The organism is Bacillus sp. AK25, from assembly GCF_048270685.1.
In the GTDB taxonomy this organism is placed as follows: Bacteria; Bacillota; Bacilli; order Bacillales; family Bacillaceae; genus Bacillus; species Bacillus altitudinis.
Genome location: NZ_JBLUWC010000001.1, coordinates 3,159,126 through 3,174,087 on the forward strand (window position 1 = coordinate 3,159,126; position 14,962 = coordinate 3,174,087).

A 14,962-nucleotide genomic window follows, 5' to 3' on the forward strand; every position below is an offset into this window, starting at 1 on the left:
CCTCTCAGTAAAAGCATATTGGTCGTTCCAAACTGTTTATCTATCAGTCTTTGCACATTTCATCCTGTTTAAACGGTGGATGTTGATTGATTCTGCACCTTTTCATATTGCTGAATCAGGAGCGTAGCATTATGTGATGATGAATAATCTGTATGGACGATGTGGTGAAGATCGTTCTTCACTTGCTCGTTCCATCTGTTTTCATAAAGATAAGCGTGAATCGCTTCTTTTAGCTGACTCGTTGAACGCGGTTCAATGAGCAGATGTTGATACGTAGAAAATAGTGATGGGAGACCACCAACCCGTGTTGCGATGACAGGCAGTTTTAAAGCGATCGCCTCAAGGACGACAGTCGGCATTCCTTCACTGTAGGATGGAAGGGCAAACAGGTCAGCTGCCATTAAATAATGTTTGACTTGTTCATTCGGCACCTGCCCCGGGAGTATAATGGATTCTCCCGCCCGTTCGGCCAGCTCCTTTGCGAGGGGGCCTTTTCCGACAAAGACGGCTTTTACACCCTCCATCCCGTTGACAGCTTCCGCTAATTCAAGCAAACCTTTCTCTTTGACTAAACGGCCGACAAAAACGACGAGCTTGTCGTGAAGCGGTAAACCGATCTGCTTTCTGATGGCTGTTTGATCCCCTGGTGTTCTAGAAAATGACTTGAGCGGAATTCCAAGCGGGAGGCATTGCGCATCCACCTCTGTCATGTCATGTGTTTTCTTTGCCAGCTCTTCACTCACTGTGAGAACAGCAGATGCCTGTTTTACTGCTGCTTTAAAGGCTGCAAGCGCCCCTTGGCTATAGGTTGGATAGACGTTCACATCACTGCCGTGTAAGGTCAGAAGATAAGGGATGTTTGCTTCCTTTTTGATCACAGCTGCTGCGCCGCCAGACGGCATGGCAAAGTGCGCATGGATGAAATCCGGTGACAGTTCATAACGCTCCATTGTGCGCAGGACAGAAGCTGCGATTCGTTTACTCGGCTGAGCCCATTTTAGCTGTCCAGGCAGCGCTGTATAGGGCGGTCTGTAAACCGGCACGCCGCACCTCACTTCCTGCTCGGGAAGATCTTTTCTCTGACGATAGGAAGCTTTAAGCATCCGTAAGATGGGCGGATTGACAGGAGTAGGACAAATCACGCTCACTTCTACGCCCTGTTTGACCAGCTCCTGCACTTGCGTTTCATGGAAGACGCCTTCACTTGGATGTTTTTCACTAGGATATACACTTGTCAGCCATAGCACCTTCATGACGAACGACCTCTTCTCCATAATTTCCCTGCCATCTGCGGATACATTTTGACAAGTAGCAAGCTATATAAAGCCGCACTTAAACCAATCGTCAGTAGTAATTGAAGCAGTATATCCGCTGATGTCAGCTTCATCCCTTGATGAACAGTCACTGCGCAGCCGGCCATTAACAACGTCATGACAGCAGGCTTTACGAGTGATTTTACATACACCTTCATATCTAGCTGAATGACATAAGCCATCAGCCACCTGCCGACAATGAAGTTCAGCAGGCTGACCCCTGAGTAGACCCAAGCTACAGTCAATAGACTGCCCGTATGGACTCCTGCATATAAGGCGCATCCATATACGATGAGCATGCCTGTATCCCAATAAAAAGCTAAGTCAGCTCTTCCTTTTGCAAGAAGGATGGAACCATTTGGATTCATCAGCACACGGAGTAGACCAACAATGCACAAAATATTCAAAACCGGGACCGCCACTAGCCATTTCTCTCCAAACACCACTTCTATAAAGCTATCTGATACGGCAGCAAGACCGATGAGTAGTGGAAAACTAATGAGTGCGAGCATATTCGTCATACTGAGGAAGCCCTCACGCAGCCTAGAATGATCACGCTGACTTTTTGCGAAAACTGGGAAAGCCACTTTCGTCACAATCGGGTTAATTTTCAGCACCGGGATTGTGACGATTTGATAAGCCAGGCTGTAAATCCCTAAAGCTTCTGCTCCAAGAAACCGTCCTATTAAAATCATGTCGATGTTTGAGCCTGCCCGATTGACAAGTCTTGACGCAAGCTGGAAAGCCCCGAAGGAGAAAAACTCTTTCACTTCCCCTAATGCGAAAACGGGTGCTGGGCGCCACTTCTTCCAATAAGCCGCTGCATACATGAGACCTTTTCCTGATTGAAGCAGCACTTGAGAGATCACATAGGCCACAATTGGATTGATAAAAAAGGCTAGGATCAGTAGAACAATCAGCGAAATGATCGTCGCTATCGTTTCAATCGTACTTAAGGTTTTAAAGGCTAAATCTTTCTGCATCATGTATTGGTATTGCTGACCAATTGGTGCAATGAGAAACATGATTGATAATAACTTGAGCAAGCCTTCCAGCTCAGGTCTGGCATAAAAGGCGGCAATCAAGGGACTTGCAAGGATCAATACACAAAACAAGAGAATTCCCGTCAGCAAGTTGATCCAATATAATGTAGATAATTGACGTTCCGTCGTTTGTTCCTTTTGAATGATCGCAGCACCGATGCCTAGATCAAGTAAAATCTGTGTAAATATTGTGACCGTTGTGATCATGCCAACGAGTCCAAATTCTTTCAGTGACATGACGTTTCCTAAAAAGGCGAACTGTGCAATTTGGATGATGGTAATGATCAATGCGGACAAGCTTGTCCATTTTGCTCCGCCCAGCAGGCGATTTTTCATACTTGCCATTTCTCTTCCCTACTTTACTTATCTGGCTCCGTCACCAGTCACGATGACTTTTAACGTTTTTACCATAATCTTCGTGTCGAGAGAAAATGTCAAGTTTTGAATATACTGTAAGTCGTGTGATAATTTTTCACTTGGACTCATTTCATATCCCCCATTTACTTGAGCAAGACCTGTCAGCCCTGGCTTCACTGTCAGTCTTTTTGTAAAGCCTGGAATCGTCCGATTAAATTCGGCAGTAAACATTGGTCTTTCAGGACGTGGACCTACAATACTCATTTCTCCTTTTAACACGTTGATAAATTGCGGCAGTTCATCAATTCTTGTTTTTCTGATGAATGCCCCCACTTTGGTGATACGAGGGTCATTTTTTTGCGCCCATTTCGCTCCTCCGCTTTCTGCGTTGGTTCTCATCGATCTGAGCTTCCATAATTTAAAGTAGACACCGTCTTTTCCGACCCTTTCCTGCATATAAAAGGCTGGCCCTGGTGTTTCTAGCTTAATTAAAAGGGCAAACAGTAAAATGATTGGCGTACTCAACATCAATCCGATGAACGAGAACACGACATCTATGAAACGTTTTGCAAATAAATATCGAACCATATGTTCTGTTAAAGCAAAAGAGTGGTTTCGTCTCACTTCATATTCTCTGTAAAGGTTCATCGCTTTCTCTGCGCTCACTGACCTGCACCTCACCATTCAAAGTAGTTGTTGTGTAAAGAGATGTTCTATGAAAGTCAGTTTAGCAGAGCAACATTAAGCAAATGTAAATGGGCTGTTAAGTCTTGTAAAAGTGTGTTAAGAATGTGCCCTTATATCAAGTTATGCCCTTTTAAACGTAAAAAAGACCCGCATTTCTGCGGGTCTACGTGTCTTTTTTTATTTTGCCTTTACGGATTCGATCGTCTTCAGTCTAAGCGTTCCATTTGCATCTTTTGTATAAGTTACTTTCACTTTTGATTCTTCTTTTAGGCTGTTCACTTGTTTAGAAAATGTATTTCCGAATTGAATGGCTACTTCTTTTCCATCAATGTTGACAGCAATTGTATGTCCATCAGCCAAACCGACATATGTGCCTTCTTTGGTGACTTCATTTTTCTTCGTTGTAGATTCTTTTTTTGTTTTAGATTCAGCTTTTGACTGATCATTTGTCGTTTCTTCTTTTGTGATTTCCTTACTTGAGCTTTCTTTTGCATCTTCATCAGATTGACCTGCTTGGTCTTCTGTTTGAGCAGCTGTTTCTTTGCTTTCATCATCTGCTTTTTCACTTGCAGACTTGTCTTCCGTCTTTTCGTCTGTTGCATTTTCTTTCTTTTGATCTGCTGCTTCAGTTGTTTCTTTTTTGCTGTTATCCGTATTGTTATCGTTTGACTGATTTGATGTGCCGCATGCTGTGAGCATTACTCCTAGAAGTAAGACTAAAAACGGCATTGTGATTAATTTTTTCAAGATCGTCACCTCTTCATGATTTGTCGATTTGCTGTCATTGGAAGGCAAATACGTGAAAAATCCACCCTCTATGTTTCGATTATAACAAAAATAACCTGAAATGAAATGTATTTTTAACTTGACATATCATTCATCCGATCTATTTTATTCAAAATATTGAGATACACCTGCTGCGATTCCTGAAGCCAGCCGCTCCTTGGCAGTCGTTGATTTTAATATACTGGCATCAATCGGACTAGTTACGAATCCCGTTTCAAGCAAGATGCTGGGCATTTTTGAATACTTGATCACGTAGAACCCTGCTGTCTTCACACCGCGATCTCTTGTGCCAAGGGCTTTCACCATCTGGGGCTGTACCTTTTGTGCCAGCTTTAAACTATTGGCCGAAGCATACGTCGCATCATAATACGTTTCTGTTCCATTTGCACCGCTATGATCATTTGCATTGGCATGGATGCTGATGAACACATCCGCACCAGCCTGTGATCCTTTGCTTACACGTGTTTGCAAGGAATCAAATGTATCAGATGTTCTAGACATGACCGTCAGCGCACCCGCTTGTTTGAGCCTTGCTTGCAGTTTTAACGCGACATCCAGATTAACATTTTTTTCAAACAGTCCATTTCCTACCGCTCCAGCATCCTGTGCACCATGACCTGGATCAATAAAGATTGTTTCACCTAACACATGATTTTTCAGCTGTGTGATCACACTGGTTCGTATGGTTGATGTTCCGCCCAACACTGTAAATGTTGAAATCTTTTTAGACCCAATGACACGACGAATCGCATCTGGCACAGATTGAGCATCTGTAAGAAGAAGGGTTTGCCCTTGCTTGGCTGCCGTACTTGCCGCAGCTGCCGCATCGGCATATGCATAGCCGTTACTCATATACGTTTGGGTTGTCTTCATTGGGTATGTGTTCGCAATTCGGGCTGCCACTTCATACCGATTGGCTCCGCTGATTCTCACGGGTGATGGCAGTTTTTGATAGGCTGCTTGATTGACACTTGTTTCCCCGCCAATCACAATCGTCCGTTTCACCGCTTTGCTTTTTAATAGATTGGATGTTTCCTGCCGCAGCCCTTTTACATCGGTTAATAAAATAGGGAAGCCCTGTTTTGCAGCATACGGAGCAATTGCCACAGCGTCTGCATAAGCAGAACCATTCACAATCACAGCTGTATCAGCACTCTTCATTTGCTTAGCAACGTTTGCCGCCAATTCATATCGATTCTTTCCTTGTATTCGCGATACGGATAGATTCATTGCTTTTAGCTGCGCTACGACTTTTTGCGAAATACTTGCGGTTCCGCCAAGAATGATAACACGCTTCGTTTTCAACTGCTGAAGACCTGACTTAGTTGCACCTGAAAGTCTGCTAGTATTCGTTAACAGCACTGGCGCTCCTCGCTGAAAGGCAAACGGCACAGCACTTAGCGCATCTGCATAAGCTTCACCGCCTACTAAAACAACTGTAGGTGCTGTCGACCAGCCTCGTTTTGCAGCGTTAACTGCCACCTCATATCGATTACTTCCCTCAATCTTCGATACATTGTGCTGCGCAAATGCTGATGGTGCATATAAACATAGTGAAACCACAATTAAAACAAAACATTTGATATAAGAACGCATGAAGTCAACCTCCTTGGTTTTGAGCCCTTCATCATGGAACCCAGGAAACACTTCATGTACTTTTGAAAAAAGGCTGCCGAGAGTCGTTTCTCGAGCAGCCTAAGAGGTGTATCTTCGGCACCCCTCATCTGTATGTTTTCTTATCTAAAATAGCCTGAAACACCGCTTGAAATACCTGACGCTAATCGATCTTTATAAGTAGCTGATTTCAAAATATTTGAATCAACTGGACTGGAAACAAAACCAGTTTCTAAGAGAACACTTGGCATCTTAGAATATTTAATGACGTAGAAGGCAGCTGTCTTCACGCCACGGTCTCTTGTGCCTAATGCACTGACCATTTTAGGCTGAATATTTTGCGCAAGCTTCAAGCTGTTTGTTGCCGCATATGTTTTGTCATAATACGTTTCAGTTCCATTTGCACTGCTGTTATCATTTGAGTTCGCATGGACACTGATGAAGATATCTGCATTTGCTGACGCACCTTTGCTCACCCGTGTTTGAAGACTGTCGAATGTGTCTGATGTTCTTGACATGGTAGTGAGTGCACCAGCATTTTTCAGTTTAGTGTTCACTCTCTTCGCTACGTCTAAGTTTAAATTTTTCTCATAAAGACCATATCCTACAGCACCAGAATCTTGAGCACCATGGCCAGGGTCAAGGAATACTTTTTTACCTACAACCGGGTTCTTTAATTGAGATGCTACAGTATTCGTCACTGTCGTTGAATTTCCGACTACTGTGAATTTCGATATGTTTTTACTGCCGATAATTGACCGAGTATGGACAGGCAGAGTTTTCTCATTTGTTAATAAAAGAGCTTTCTTTTTTTTCGCTGCAATTCCAGCAGCTGCTGGTGCAGAGGCATAACCAAATCCTCTCGCAACATACGTATTGCTCGTACTTAGTTTATACTTATTCACAATCTTTGCTGCAATATCATAGCGGTTAGCGCCCTTTATTCTCGTTGGCGACTTTAGCTTGTTGTATGCTGCTTTGGTAACATACGATTCGCCGCCAATCACAATTGTTTGCTTAATATTACTAGCTTTTGCGAAAGTTGAAATTTCAGAACGAAGTCCCTTTTTATCTGTATATAAAATTGGGAAACCTTTTTGTGCAGCATATGGCGCAATCGCAATCCCATGCGCATACGAATGACCTTCTACAACCACTACACCAGCTGGTTTTTTCATTTGCTTTGCAATATTCGTAGAGATTTCATATCTGTTCTTTCCCGTAATTCGTTTTGTTGAAATCCCTAGTTTTTTTACTTGATTGATGACATTATTTGAAACACTTGCCGTCGTTCCAATCGCAATCACATTTTTCGCTTTTAATGACGTTAATCCTTTCTTCGTTTCTGATGAAAGGTTTTTACTATTTGTAAAAAGAACTGGCGCATTATGTTGATACGCTAAAGGGACAGCTGCTGTTGCATCAGCGTAAGCTTTTTTCCCTACTAGCACAACGGTATTCGCTGTTCCCCAACCTTTTTTCGCCACATTGACAGATAAAGAGTAACGATTTCCCCCATCTATTCGTGATACAGAATTGTCCGCTGAAGCTGTTGGAACAATAATGAAAATGGCGATGAGGCTGAGGATGGCTGTTTTAATCATTGAGCGCATCTTCTGTGTCCTCCCTTAACTTTAATAATTTGTTAGTTTTGTACCTGGATAGTAGAACGAAAGTATAGAAGAATACGAGTTTCCAGATTCAGCTCTAGCTTTGGCGCCGTATTGACTCATCCCAATGCCGTGACCATAACCTTTTCCTGAAATCGTGAAATCATTTGTATTATTCTTTACTGACGCAAACGTACTTTTCACCTTTGTTGCGCCCATGACTGTTCTAAACTCTGTCATTTTCATACTTGCCGTTGTACTTTTGTTCACTGTATACGTACCTGTTTTGTTTTTCAGATGGTAATTCAACTTGATTGAAACGGTCTTCGCACGCTGACCTTTTGTTTTTCCTGAGAATGTCAGGCTTGATATAGATGCAATTCTCATGTCAGATGCAGCTGTTTCTTTATTTTTCAACAGCCATGATTTTAGACCAGCAAGGTCGGCAGCATTGGCTTCTTTTGCCTTAGACCACTCAGTAGCTGCTTTACTTGCAGTCAACGTAGTGCCTAATTGCTTTTTAGACAACTTCAGTGTCCACGCATTGACAGGATCTTTTGTGTCCTTCTTGGCGACTAAGTATGGCAGTGCATTTCCCCATACTTCTTCACTCGCCTCAGTGTATCCACCATTACTAGAATAATAGGTGGCTGAAATAAGTTGATTGTTGTATTTTAGAACCTTGCCTTTTGTGGCATCAACAGCTTTTGTCGAATTTGTGTACCAGTTATATCCTCCATATACTTGGAAGGCTGTTGTATCAGGTACGACTTTTCCAATGCTTTTCACTGAATACGTTCTAGCGGCAACCGCTTGTGCTTTTAATGCCTCAACATGCCAACTTGCAGGCATTTCGTTTGGCACAACACCTTTTAGATAGTCTTCAAATGGAATATTTTCATTAGTCGGCCTGATAAATCCTGATTCAATGGCAAAGTTGACGTTACCTAAGTAAGGCTTCCCTGCGATTTGAAGGACATTTTTGGTTGAATATTTCTCAGGAACAACTCTTAATGTGTTATACGTCTTAATGCCTTTTAATGAAATTTTTCCGTTAGAAATATTCAATTGGTAGTTTTGATTTTTTTTCAGATAGACTTGTTTGGCTAAAGCGTTTTTGAGCGTATCTGAAAGCACACTTGAACTGCCTGCTATATGATATGTATGTGTGCCGTTTTCTTTTAAAAGTTTCTTTAAAGAAGAAGAGAAAGAATCTTTTTTGACATAAATCATAGTACGATTGTTTTTCGCTGCTAAAAGTGACATAGGAATTGCATATTTTGAGCTAGAACCTTTAGCAAGATATACTTTATCTACATTTAACTTTAATTTTTTAATGATGTTAACTGAAAGTTCATAGCGGTTTTCACCACTGATTCGTGTAACTTGTGAAGTCTTTTTTAATTGTTTTTCTACTTTTTCGCTAATGCTTTTTGTACTTCCAACTACAATTACCTTACTAGGAATCTTATAAGTCGGAATTGAATTTTTCTTTGTTAATAAGATTGGATAACCTTTTCTAGCTGCATAAGAGATCATAGATGTCCCATTCATAAAGGAAGCCCCACCAGCAACAATTGCCTGCTTATAACTCCCCATCTCTTTGGCTACTTTTTGAGATATTTCAAATTTATCTTTTCCACTTATTCTTCTAATCTTCCCGTACTTTTTTAAGGTTTTCTCAGTTGTAGACGAAATACTTTTTGTATTCCCAATGATTAAGATGTTATCGGGTTTCATTTTTTTAATTTGGTTCTCAGTTGCTTTTGTTAGCTTCGCAGCACCAGAATAAAGAATTGGTGCATTTAATTTATAAGCCAATGGAGAAACGGTCATTGCATGATCGAAAGCATCCTTATTTACGACAACGATAGTTGATGGATTCTTCCAGCCAGCATCAGCAATACTATTGGCTACTTCGTATCTATTATTCCCCTCATATCTTTTCGTCACAGCAACATTGGATCCTGACAGCTTGTATTCCCCAGTTGTTGAAATATCCATGCTTGTTTTGTTTCCGATATAATTAGACAATTTCACTGAAATTGTCGAGCTGGCCATGGCAGACTGAAAAGGTGCAATTAGTAGTGTCAGTGTCATGAGAACGATAAGTGTAATGCCTGTTTTCTTCAATTTTGTTCATCCCGCCCATCTTTTTTTACTTCTGTTTTTCAATCTTCTGAATTTCTTTTTGACCATTGTCATTGATAAAGTAAGAGATTTCTACTTTGTCACCTGGTTTAAATTCATTTAATACATCTTTAAAATTATCCGTAAATTCATAGCTTAAGGTCGTATTCACTTTTTTTACTTCGACTGTATGTGCATCAGCCATTCCAATAAATTCAGCTTTTTCTTCCAGCACCTGAGGAGTTGAACTGCTTGTCTTGTTTTCTCCTGAGGATTGCTCAGCCGTTCCACATGCCGTGAGCACGATACCTAGTAGTAGTATTAAGAACGGTAAAACGACGATTTTCTTCATTTTTTTCACCTCATGTCTTTGTATCGTCTTATAACTTAATATTTTAAGGTAAATTTAAGGTTTTTTGAAACCTTTTTTTTGTTACAACGTCTATATCTAGGTTCAGAGTAAAAAAATAACTTGTTTATCAAGATTCGTAAACCTATAATCATGGAAGAATCATAGAAAAGGTGAGGGACAGAATGAGAGCAGAGAGAAAAAGAAATAAGAAAAAAGCACTTTGGATTATTTTATCTATTATTGGCTTGTTTGTATTGGTAACGGGCGGCTATGCCTATCATCTTTGGAATACAGCCGCATCAACTGTCGCAGGCATTCAGGAGAACTTAAAGAAGTCAGATAAGCGTGACAAAGATGTCGATTTAAGTAAAAAAGACCCGATCTCCATTTTAGTCATGGGTGTCGATGAAAGAAAGAATGACCGCGGCCGTGCAGATACATTAATATACATGACAGTGAATCCGAAAACGAAAACAACTGAGATGGTGAGTATCCCCCGCGATACATATACAAAGATTGTCGGAAAAGGCACAATGGATAAAATCAACCACTCCTACGCTTTCGGCGGTACACAAATGGCGGCAGATACAGTAGAGGAACTGCTTGATGTACCTGTGGATTACTTTGTGAAAGTGAATATGGAAAGTTTTAAAGACATTGTCGATACACTTGGCGGGATTACGGTGAACAGCACGTTTGCTTTCAGCTATGACGGCCATTCATTTGGTACAGGAGAGATTAACCTGAACGGTGATCAAGCCCTTGCCTATACAAGAATGAGAAAGCAAGATCCTAAAGGTGACTTCGGTCGTCAGGAAAGACAGCGCCAAGTCATCGAAGGTATTATTGCAAAAGGGGCTAACATTTCCTCTATTACGAAATTCGGCGATATGTTTAAAGTCGTTGAAAACAACATGAAAACGAATATGTCCTTTGACGACATGTGGACGATGATGAATGATTATCGTGATGCAAGGAAAAAAGTGAAACAGCACGAACTAAAGGGAACAGGCACACGAATCAATAATATTTATTACTATCAGCTTGATGACAGCAGTTTAGCGAAAGTGAAGAAGGAATTGAAGGATAGTTTGGAGCAGTAAAAAAGAAGACTACAGGAATGTAGTCTTCTTTTTTTATGATTGAAATGGGGCTGGTTTTTCATCACTTAAACCATAACGATGGAGAAGCTCTTCGACAATTCGTTTTGACGCTTGTCCATCACCATATGGATTAGACGCCTTTGACATGTTGTCGTACTCTTTCTGATCGACTAGAAGCTGTTTTGCCATGTTGTAAATGGTCTCTTCATCTGTACCTGCGAGCTTCAGCGTACCAGCTTTCACACCTTCAGGACGTTCTGTTGTATCACGAAGCACTAATACTGGCTTTCCTAAAGAAGGGGCTTCCTCTTGCACACCGCCAGAATCCGTTAAAATAAAGTGCGACGCAGCAGCGAAGTTATGGAAATCAACCACTTCAAGCGGCTCAATTAAGTGCACTCGATCAAGATCACTGAATTCTGTCTGAGCAGCATCACGAACAGCAGGATTTAAATGAACAGGGTATACGACTTGAACATCTTCAAATTCTTCGACAACACGGCGAATCGCTCTAAACATGTTCTTCATCGGCTGACCAAGATTTTCTCTGCGATGAGCCGTTAATAAGATCATTTTATCTGAACCGATCTTCTCTAAAATTGGATGTTGATATTGTTCTGTGACTGTTGTTTGCAGGGCATCAATGGCGGTATTCCCTGTCACACAGATGGTCTCTTCTTTTTTATTTTCTACTAAAAGATTCTGCTTCGCCTCAGCCGTAGGGGCAAAATGAATGTCAGCAATAGTGCCTGTCATTTGGCGGTTCAATTCCTCAGGGAACGGTGAGTATTTATTGTGAGTTCTTAGGCCAGCTTCGACGTGGCCGACAGAAATTTGGTGATAGAACGCAGCCAAACTTCCTGCAAAGGTTGTCGTTGTGTCGCCATGAACAAGCACAATATCAGGTTTTTCTTCTTGGAATAATTGATCTAGTTTCAACAATGCATTTGATGTAATTTCAGATAATGTTTGGCGCTGCTTCATGATGTTTAGATCATGGTCTGGCGTAATAGAAAATGCCTCAAGAACTTGATCTAGCATTTCTCTATGCTGAGCTGTGACAGTGACAATTGAATTTATTTGTGGATGTTTATTAAGTTCAAGGACAAGTGGAGCCATTTTGATTGCTTCAGGTCTAGTACCGAAAATAGTCATTACATTTAGTTTTTTCACTTGTTTATGCCTCTTTCCTAGTATAATACTTTCAATTATACACAATTTGGAGGATAAATTTAATGATATAAAAAAGAAATTTACATTGAATTAACGTTATCATTCACCCTACTTTACATTTAACATATAAAATGTAAACTATCTAAAAATCATTTTTAGTGAAATCATTTGTCTTTCCTATGATTTGTAAGTTACACTTTATAAAGACGACCAAGAACTAACATTGATTATTAAATCGGTTATCTATGTAAGGAAGGTGCAAAGTTCATTGAAAAAAGTACGTAAAGCCATTATACCAGCTGCAGGTCTCGGGACACGTTTCCTCCCTGCCACAAAGGCTATGCCTAAAGAAATGCTGCCAATCGTTGATAAACCAACTATTCAATATATTATTGAAGAAGCTGTTGAGTCAGGAATTGAAGACATTATTATTGTCACTGGAAAAGGGAAAAGAGCCATTGAGGATCATTTTGATTTTGCGCCAGAGCTTGAGCGCAACCTTGAAGAAAAAGGAAAAAGTGAACTTTTAGAAAAAGTGAGAAAATCCTCTAATATTGCTGATATTCATTACATCCGCCAAAAGGAACCTAAAGGACTCGGACATGCCGTTTGGTGCGCACGCAACTTTATCGGTGATGAACCCTTTGCTGTTTTATTAGGTGATGATATTGTCCAAGCCGAAACACCTGGACTTCGCCAGCTGATGGATGAATATGAAAAAACCTTATCATCAGTGATCGGCGTTCAACAAGTAGCAGACAGCGATACGCATCGCTACGGGATCATTGATCCTCTTACCCAAGAAGGACGCCGCTACCAAGTGAAAAACTTTGTTGAAAAGCCGCCACAAGGAACCGCACCATCCAATTTAGCCATTTTAGGGCGCTACATTTTCACGCCAGAGATCTTTATGTACCTTGATCAACAAGAAATTGGTGCAGGCGGAGAAATTCAGCTGACAGATGCCATCCAAAAGCTCAATGACATCCAGCGTGTATTTGCCTATGATTTTGAAGGAAAACGATATGATGTCGGAGAGAAGCAAGGATTCATTGAAACGACGCTAGAGTTTGCCCTACAAGATGAAGAGCTAAAGAAAAAACTCATTCCATTTATGAAACAGCTACTCGAAAAAGAAGAAGTGAATTAAAAAAAGCTGCCGGCATCGGCAGCTTTTTATTTGCTCGCTGAAACAGTCAGCGTATGCTGTTCATTATCGATAACAAATAGATGATTTTCGCCTTTTACTGCGAATTTCGTTTGTTTTTCATTCATCCAGACATTTTGTTCTGTCAGCCCAAGTGTTGAAGGAGAGATGGGCATGATCTCGCGGAACACCATCGTATTTGCCTGGCCATTTTCAATCACATAATCGGTTTTCTCAGTGGTCAGCCGCTCAATGGTATCGCCTTGTTCACTTTTGACCGAGCTAAGTGTCTGCATTCTTTGCTTCAGCACAGACTCTTCTTTTCCAAGGAAAGAAAGTAAGTACTCATACGAACCCGCAGATGCGGGTGATACATAAGAATTAAACTGACCTGGTCCGATGGATAATGGCTTCAATTTATCCGTCGTCTTAAAGGCTTTCGGCTCCACAAAATACGTTCCTGCTGCTGTTTTAATTTGAACGATTTTTTTATTTTCACCTACAGCCTGTACTTCTTGTCCAAACGACAACGAGACGTCTGCCTTTTCCTTCATGGCTTGGTCTTTATAGACTGTTAATGGATCTTCCACAACAATACCTTGTTGATCAACCTTTTTTAGAGACGTATCCTTCAGTTGAGAACTTGTGGACTGGGGCACTTCTGTTTTATTTAACGTAATGGCACCAAAGGTGGCCAGCGTTCGAAGAGGGCGATCTGAAAACATCGAAAGGGCAAGTAAAATCGTCAAGATTGTAACAAAGGTCACTTGAAATGCAGGACCAAAAAATGAACGTTTCTGTCCTCTATCTTTATAACGAGTGACTTTTTCTGCCTTGTGTACTCCTTTTCGAGCTTCCTTCTGTTCCATTTGATATTCTTGTTTCTCTTTCTTAGAGAGCTTGTTGAACCAATTCACAAACTCTTTGTATTCTTCTACAACCTTATCCGTAGCATCAAACATACGAAGCTCGCCATAATGCATCCATGCAACTCGGTCGCAAATTTTTTGGATTTGGCCAATGGAGTGACTGACAAAAAAGATCGTCTTTCCTTGTTCTTTGAATTCGGTGATACGATCCACACATTTTTGATAGAAGGTTTGGTCTCCTACAGACAATGCCTCATCAATAATGAGGATGTCTGGATCTATATGTGCTGAAATAGCAAAACCAAGACGGGATTTCATTCCGCTTGAATAGCTCTTTACAGGCTGATCTATAAAGTCTCCAATATCCGCAAACTCTACGATTTTTTCATAAAGATCGTCAATTTCCTTATTTGTCAGACCCATCATTAAGCATTTTAAACGAATGTTGTCTTTCCCGCTTAACTGATTGTTCAACCCTGCTGATATGGCAATTAACGAAGGCTGGCCGTCCATATCAATCTCACCGCTTGTCGGTGGAATGATTTTCGCTAGAAGGTTCGACATGGTTGATTTTCCAGATCCATTAATCCCCACAAAACCAATTGTCTCACCCTCATATACATCAAAGGAAACGTTACGAACAGCAAAGAAACCTTTATTGTTTTTATTCGGAAAAAACAGCCCTTTGATTTTATCTGACTGCTTTTTATATAGAAAATACTGCTTGGATACGTTTCGAAACGAAACCTTTAGTTTCATCGTATAATCTCCTTACTTT

12 protein-coding genes are annotated in these 14,962 nt (G+C 40.9%); 2 read left to right on the plus strand and 10 right to left on the minus strand.

Features of this window, described 5'->3' with window-relative positions:
- Positions 1 to 68 precede the first annotated feature (68 nt).
- From tuaC to ACNO7B_RS16465, 8 genes are all read right to left on the minus strand, one after another.
- Positions 69 to 1,253 carry a teichuronic acid biosynthesis protein TuaC gene (gene tuaC, locus ACNO7B_RS16430; protein WP_417901713.1) on the minus strand — a complete coding sequence of 395 codons (1,185 nt, stop codon included), beginning with the start codon at positions 1,251 to 1,253 and terminating at the stop codon, positions 69 to 71.
- Positions 1,250 to 2,701, minus strand: a complete 1,452-nt coding sequence (gene tuaB / locus ACNO7B_RS16435; RefSeq protein WP_417901714.1) for a teichuronic acid biosynthesis protein TuaB — start codon at positions 2,699 to 2,701, stop codon at positions 1,250 to 1,252. Before tuaB ends, tuaC begins: the two co-directional genes overlap by 4 nt.
- Before the next feature lie 18 nt (positions 2,702 to 2,719).
- Positions 2,720 to 3,379 (minus strand): sugar transferase, encoded by a 660-nt coding sequence (locus tag ACNO7B_RS16440; RefSeq protein ID WP_008348294.1) that lies wholly within the window; start codon positions 3,377 to 3,379, stop codon positions 2,720 to 2,722.
- A 198-nt stretch (positions 3,380 to 3,577) separates the two neighbouring features.
- Positions 3,578 to 4,147: a hypothetical protein gene (locus tag ACNO7B_RS16445; protein ID WP_019743577.1), complete on the minus strand. Its 570-nt coding sequence runs from the start codon at positions 4,145 to 4,147 to the stop codon at positions 3,578 to 3,580.
- Between the two features lie 144 nt (positions 4,148 to 4,291).
- Positions 4,292 to 5,782, minus strand: a complete 1,491-nt coding sequence (locus tag ACNO7B_RS16450; protein WP_417901715.1) for an N-acetylmuramoyl-L-alanine amidase — start codon at positions 5,780 to 5,782, stop codon at positions 4,292 to 4,294.
- Positions 5,783 to 5,922: 140 nt separating this feature from the next.
- Positions 5,923 to 7,413, minus strand: a complete 1,491-nt coding sequence (locus tag ACNO7B_RS16455; RefSeq protein ID WP_417901716.1) for an N-acetylmuramoyl-L-alanine amidase — start codon at positions 7,411 to 7,413, stop codon at positions 5,923 to 5,925.
- 21 nt (positions 7,414 to 7,434) lie between these two features.
- Entirely contained in the window at positions 7,435 to 9,543 is a 2,109-nt protein-coding gene (locus ACNO7B_RS16460) for a SpoIID/LytB domain-containing protein (protein ID WP_417901717.1), read from the minus strand.
- A 25-nt stretch (positions 9,544 to 9,568) separates the two neighbouring features.
- Positions 9,569 to 9,892 (minus strand): hypothetical protein, encoded by a 324-nt coding sequence (locus ACNO7B_RS16465; protein WP_024719258.1) that lies wholly within the window; start codon positions 9,890 to 9,892, stop codon positions 9,569 to 9,571.
- Positions 9,893 to 10,074: 182 nt separating this feature from the next.
- Between ACNO7B_RS16465 and ACNO7B_RS16470 the strand changes: the two genes are divergently transcribed.
- Positions 10,075 to 10,995, plus strand: a complete 921-nt coding sequence (locus ACNO7B_RS16470; RefSeq protein WP_073412884.1) for a LytR family transcriptional regulator — start codon at positions 10,075 to 10,077, stop codon at positions 10,993 to 10,995.
- Between the two features lie 33 nt (positions 10,996 to 11,028).
- On the opposite strand, the gene wecB is transcribed toward ACNO7B_RS16470, so the two are convergent.
- The gene (gene wecB, locus ACNO7B_RS16475; protein WP_144625639.1) at positions 11,029 to 12,168 is read right to left on the minus strand and encodes a non-hydrolyzing UDP-N-acetylglucosamine 2-epimerase; all 1,140 of its coding nucleotides are present in this window, start codon (positions 12,166 to 12,168) and stop codon (positions 11,029 to 11,031) included.
- Between the two features lie 268 nt (positions 12,169 to 12,436).
- Here wecB and galU point away from each other — a divergent pair, with 268 nt between their 5' ends.
- The gene (gene galU / locus ACNO7B_RS16480; RefSeq protein ID WP_008343198.1) at positions 12,437 to 13,318 is read left to right on the plus strand and encodes a UTP--glucose-1-phosphate uridylyltransferase GalU; all 882 of its coding nucleotides are present in this window, start codon (positions 12,437 to 12,439) and stop codon (positions 13,316 to 13,318) included.
- Between the two features lie 26 nt (positions 13,319 to 13,344).
- On the opposite strand, the gene tagH is transcribed toward galU, so the two are convergent.
- Positions 13,345 to 14,943, minus strand: coding sequence for a teichoic acids export ABC transporter ATP-binding subunit TagH (tagH, locus tag ACNO7B_RS16485; protein ID WP_081114513.1), 1,599 nt, complete (start codon positions 14,941 to 14,943; stop codon positions 13,345 to 13,347).
- Between the last annotated feature and the right edge of the window lie 19 nt (positions 14,944 to 14,962).